The organism is Microbacterium sp. 2FI (assembly GCF_005502885.1).
Lineage (GTDB): Bacteria > Actinomycetota > Actinomycetes > Actinomycetales > Microbacteriaceae > Microbacterium.
The window spans coordinates 1-4,748 of sequence record NZ_SCMR01000039.1 but is presented as its reverse complement, the minus strand read 5'-3'; the positions used below and the strand labels follow the sequence as shown (position 1 = coordinate 4,748).

Genomic DNA, 4,748 nt, shown 5'->3' with positions numbered 1-4,748 from the left:
GCCGCCACCACTGCCACCGGCCGCGGCCTGCTCGCGGGCGATGCGCTCGGCCTCCTCGCGGGCGCGGCGGGCAGCCTCTTCGCGCGCCTTGCGGGCCGCCTCCTCGCGGACGCGGACGCCCTCCTGGTACGCCGCTGCCGTCTTCGCGGTCGCGTCGCGGAGCGCCGCGAGCTGCGAGTCGAGCTGGTCTTTGCGCAGGCGCTCCTCGTCGAGGGCTGCCTGCGCGACGTCTGCCGCCTGCTGGGCGGCGACCATCTTCTGCTCGGCCACCTGCTGCAGGCGGTCGCGCTCGTTGCGGGCGACGACGGCCTGGTCGCTGAGGCTCTGGGCCGAATCGCGAGCCGTGATCGCGTCGGCGTACACCGCCTGGTTGCGCTCGATGAGCTTGTCCATCGTGCCCAGGCGGGCGAGCAGATCGTCGGCCGTCGAGGCGGAGCCTGCGAAGAACAGCTCGAGCGAGGTGTCGTCACCGCCGTTGCGATACAGCTGTGCAGCGACGCGGCCCGCCTTGTTGGCGGCATCCACCGCGCGCGCGGCCTCTTCGTCGGCGCGCAACTGCAGCTGCTCGGCCTGGTAGGCGGCGTCGAAGAACTCCTGCTGGGCGGCGTAGAACTCGTTGGACGCGAGCTCGGCCGCAGCGCGCTTGGCCGCCACGTCGTCGGCCAGCGCCTGGATTGCCGCCTGGATGCGCTGGATCTCGGATTCCTTGAGCGACTCGTTCGCCATCGCGCGCTCGACGTCGTCCCACGTGGGATAGTCCACGGCGAAAGCCGCGGGGATCAGCGGGCCGCCGATCACGCCGAGGGCGGCGATGCCCAGGGCACCGATTCCGAGGGCGCCGCGGCGGCTGATCTGTCCCGGCCAGAAAGCGCGGCGCTCACGCGGAGTCGGCGCACAGCCGCACTCGTCGGAGGCGTTCTCGGCGTTCACCGGGACCTCCCCTCCGTGAGACCAACGCAATTCACACTAGCAACACCAGTCACACGCGCAACCGGTCGAGCGCGGCGGCACCGCGTTCGGGCACGGCGCTCACCCCGCCAGTCTCCGCCGCGATCCGGTTATCCACAAGAGCGCCACGCCCTCGATTCGCGTATCCGCAGATCATTGCGTATGCTTGTCCCTCGGTAAGCGTGAGCAGATCATCCGCGAGGATGACGGGTTTCACACCCGGCCCCATCGTTTAGTGGCCTAGGACGCCGCCCTTTCACGGCGGTAGCACGGGTTCGAATCCCGTTGGGGTCACGTACGACAACACAACTAAATACGCATGGCCCTGTAGCGCAGTTGGTTAGCGTGCCGCCCTGTCACGGCGGAGGTCGCGGGTTCAAGTCCCGTCAGGGTCGCTCTGAGCGACGGGCCCTTTTCTTCGAGAAGGGCCTTTCGTCTCAGGAGTGACATTCTTCGGATGCCGCTCGGCTCTGTAGCTCAGTTGGTAGAGCGCACGACTGAAAATCGTGAGGTCACGGGATCGACGCCCGTCGGAGCCACTGGCCCTTCTTCAGGCTTCTACTGGAGGAGGGCCTTTTTCGTGCCCCGGCATCGCCGGGTCACTCCATCGCGGCGAGCATCTCCTGCATGCGGGCGATCTCGATGTTCTGATCGGCCTCGACTTCGCGAGCGATCTGGTCGACCGCCGATTCCGCGCCGCCGCCCGAGGAATAGAGCCGATCGACCATCTCGATCGCCCCCTGATGGTGCCTGATCATGAACGTCAGGAACAGAGTGTCGAACTCCGTGCCCTCGGCTGCTTCGAGGCTGGCAAGCTCATCGTCGGTCAGCAGTCCGGGCATGCCGACGTGCGCGTCGTGCGCGGCATCCGGGTCGCGGACAGCCTCGCCTCGCTCCTGAAGCCAAAGCTCCATCAAGGCCATCTCGTCGGTCTGGCTGATGCCCATCCGCTCTGCGAGCAACTGGACATCGGTGTTGCCGGTCCGTTCGTCGACGTAGCCGGTCATCACGAGGGCCTGCGAGTGGTGGTGGAGCATGTCGCGGATGAAGACGACGTCCTCGTCGCTGTGCGGCGTGTCCAGATCGAGTGCCGCCGCCTCCTCAGGCGAGAGCGTGCGGTTCGGCTCGCCCGGCGCCCCCAGCTGCACCACGGGCGCCGTCGAGGCCGGCGTGGGCTGCGCGGTCGGGGCGGTGCAACCTGTGAGGAGGAGCGCAGAAGCGAGCACAATGCCGCACCGCGCGTACGCACTAGTCACAGAATGCGACCTCTCCGTCGAACCGTCCAATAGATCTGCGAATTCAGCCTAGCGACGACTGAGCATCCACCGATAGATTCCACAGAATACGACCATTCGCGCGTGCGTCGGTGCGGCCGCCCCCCAGCGGCCGGTGCGCTTTCGGAGGTCGAGCGATCCCGCCTGGCAACGAGAGAGGTCCCTCACACCATGAAACTCACCCAACCCCGGCGCCACGGGAGGCGCCTGATCGCGATTGCCGGAGCGATGGTGCTCGGCATATCCCTGTTCGGTACCGCTTCGGCCAGTGCCGCGGACGAGCTCGATCCCCGGCCCGATCTCACGCCCGGCTACCAGGACCCGAAGGCGGGAGAGGCCGCGAGCAACATCGAGCTGCTCGCCAACCTCCCCCGCGAGGGCGCCTTCAACGCGGACCCGGGCAACTTCAGCTTCGTCAACTCGGACCTTGCGTTCAGCGGTGACAACGCGATCGTGGGCGGCTACAACGGCTTCCAGATCTACGACATCTCCGAGCCCACGGCACCCGATCTTCGTGGTTCCTATGTGTGTCCGGGTGGTCAGGGCGATGTATCGGTCTTCGGAAATCTGCTCTTCGTCTCGGTCGAGGAGTCGCGCGCGCGTATCGACTGCTCGCTGACCGCACCGGTCTCGGAGCGGATGATGGGCGTTCGCGTATTCGACATCAGCGATATCGACAGCCCGGTGCAGGTGGCAGCGGTGCAGACGTGCCGCGGTTCGCACACCCACACCGTGGTCGAGGATCCCGATGACCCTGCCAATGTCTACATCTACGTTTCGGGCACTGCTGGTACTCCGCGAGCAGCAAGCGACCTCGCCGGATGCAGCAACACCCCGTCTGGCAACAACCCGGCATCGTTCCTCGACGCTGACGGCAACCCCATCCTGACCTCCTCGCGCTTCCTGGTCGAGGTCATCAAGGTGCCGCTCGCGACCCCCGCCGACGCGGCCGTCGTGAACAAGGCGTATCTGTTCACCGATTCCACGACGGGCAATCCGCACGGGCTCTGGCCGGGTGGCAACCACGGCGTCGGCACGCAGACGACTTCCACGACGGACGCCTGCCACGACATCACGGCGTACCCCGAGATCGGACTCGCGGCCGGTGCATGTGAGGGCAACGGCATCCTCATCGACATCAGCGATCCGGAAGCGCCGGTCCGCATCGACGCTGTCACCGACCCGGGCTTCGCCTACTGGCACTCGGCGACGTTCAGCAACGACGGCTCCAAGGTGATCTTCACCGACGAATGGGGCGGCGGCACCGGTGCACGCTGCCGTGCCACCGACCCCATGAACTGGGGCGCGAACGCGCTCTTCGACATCGTCGACGGCAAGATGGAGTTCGCCAGCTACTACAAGCTGCCGGTTCCGCAGTCGGTGAAGGAGAACTGCGTCGCCCACAACGGCTCGCTCATTCCGGTGCCCGGCCGCGACATCATGGTGCAGGCCTGGTACCAGGGCGGACTCTCGATCTTCGACTTCACCGATATCGAGAACCCCGTCGAGATCGCGTACTTCGACCGCGGGGCGATCAACTTCCCCAACGCGAACGCGACCACGATCAACCTCGGCGGCTACTGGTCGACGTACTGGTACAACGGCAACGTGCTCGGAAGCGAGATCGCACGCGGCTTCGACAGCCTCGACCTGTTGGTGAGCGAGCACCTGAGCGCGAACGAACTGGCGGCCGCCAAGGAGTACCTGGCCGACGAGTTCAACGCTCAGGCTCAGGTCTCGTACGAGCACGCCCCGTCCTTCGCGGTCGTCGGTTCGTACATCGACCAGGCCGAGCGGGCGGGCACCCTCGTCGGCGACAAGCTGGCAGAGGTGCGCGAGCACGTCGCGACGGCCGAGAAGCTGTCGATGGGCAAAGCGTCCAAGCGAGCCCTCAAGGCGCAGTTCGACAACGCCATCCGCAAGGCTGGCCCCGCGAACCCGGACGTGGTCGCGGCGCTGACCGCTCTCGCGGCGACGTTCGCCTGATTCAAACGAAAACGAGAGTGCCCGGTGGCTTCGGCCGCCGGGCACTCTCGCGTTCACGCGGGGTGCAGGGCCTCGCCGACGGGGAACGGCAGCCGGAACCTCTCGGGGTCGGCGCCCACTGCCGACGCCGCGCCGAACTCGTCGGCAACGACCGTCACCCCGCGCGGGCTCGCCTCGGCGATGCGCACTGGCCGCTCGGCGCCGCTCGGCAGCACGAGCGTCCAGCGGTCGGCGAGGTAGCCGATGCCGCGCTCCTCGAGCAGCTCTTCGGCGTCGAGCCAGTCGATCGGCCGGTCGGTGAGCTCGCGGCCGAGCAGGTCGCGCACGCGGAAGCCCTCGCCGTCGGCGACCATCCACCCGAGCGTCTCGCCGTCGCGGCGGCGGTGTTCGATCCAGTCGGCGGGCAGCACGCGGGCGAGCCTAGCAACCGTCGCGGCGCGCTGGCATCATGTGACCCATCGCCTTCGCGGCCGGTATCACCGACCACGATCAACCTCGGCGGCTACTGGTCGACGTACTGGTACAACGGCAACGTGCTCG

Annotated in this window: 4 protein-coding genes, 3 tRNA genes and 1 pseudogene; 4 read left to right on the top strand and 4 right to left on the bottom strand. The window is 67.4% G+C overall.

Annotated elements, in window-relative coordinates; genetic code table 11:
• Positions 1 to 930: pseudogene (locus tag FFS15_RS18470) on the bottom strand (M23 family peptidase); the annotation flags it as partial.
• A gap of 49 nt (positions 931 to 979) precedes the next feature.
• Complete coding sequence (locus FFS15_RS18775; RefSeq protein ID WP_212743190.1) at positions 980 to 1,165, bottom strand: hypothetical protein; 186 nt, start codon at positions 1,163 to 1,165, stop codon at positions 980 to 982.
• 4 nt (positions 1,166 to 1,169) lie between these two features.
• Between FFS15_RS18775 and FFS15_RS18465 the strand changes: the two genes are divergently transcribed.
• The 3 genes from FFS15_RS18465 to FFS15_RS18455 all read left to right on the top strand — a co-directional run bounded on the left by FFS15_RS18465 (position 1,170) and on the right by FFS15_RS18455 (position 1,487).
• Positions 1,170 to 1,242, top strand: a tRNA-Glu gene (locus FFS15_RS18465).
• 27 nt (positions 1,243 to 1,269) lie between these two features.
• A tRNA-Asp gene (locus tag FFS15_RS18460) sits at positions 1,270 to 1,343 on the top strand.
• Positions 1,344 to 1,414: 71 nt separating this feature from the next.
• Positions 1,415 to 1,487 (top strand) — tRNA-Phe (locus FFS15_RS18455).
• A 60-nt stretch (positions 1,488 to 1,547) separates the two neighbouring features.
• Here FFS15_RS18455 and FFS15_RS18930 read toward each other — a convergent pair.
• Complete coding sequence (locus tag FFS15_RS18930) at positions 1,548 to 2,096, bottom strand: DUF305 domain-containing protein (RefSeq protein ID WP_283205759.1); 549 nt, start codon at positions 2,094 to 2,096, stop codon at positions 1,548 to 1,550.
• A 297-nt stretch (positions 2,097 to 2,393) separates the two neighbouring features.
• On the opposite strand from FFS15_RS18930, the gene FFS15_RS18445 reads away from it, so the two are divergent.
• Positions 2,394 to 4,208 carry a hypothetical protein gene (locus FFS15_RS18445; protein WP_137846520.1) on the top strand — a complete coding sequence of 605 codons (1,815 nt, stop codon included), beginning with the start codon at positions 2,394 to 2,396 and terminating at the stop codon, positions 4,206 to 4,208.
• Positions 4,209 to 4,261: 53 nt separating this feature from the next.
• Here FFS15_RS18445 and FFS15_RS18440 read toward each other — a convergent pair whose 3' ends face one another.
• Positions 4,262 to 4,618 carry a hypothetical protein gene (locus FFS15_RS18440; protein WP_137846519.1) on the bottom strand — a complete coding sequence of 119 codons (357 nt, stop codon included), beginning with the start codon at positions 4,616 to 4,618 and terminating at the stop codon, positions 4,262 to 4,264.
• Positions 4,619 to 4,748 lie beyond the last annotated feature (130 nt).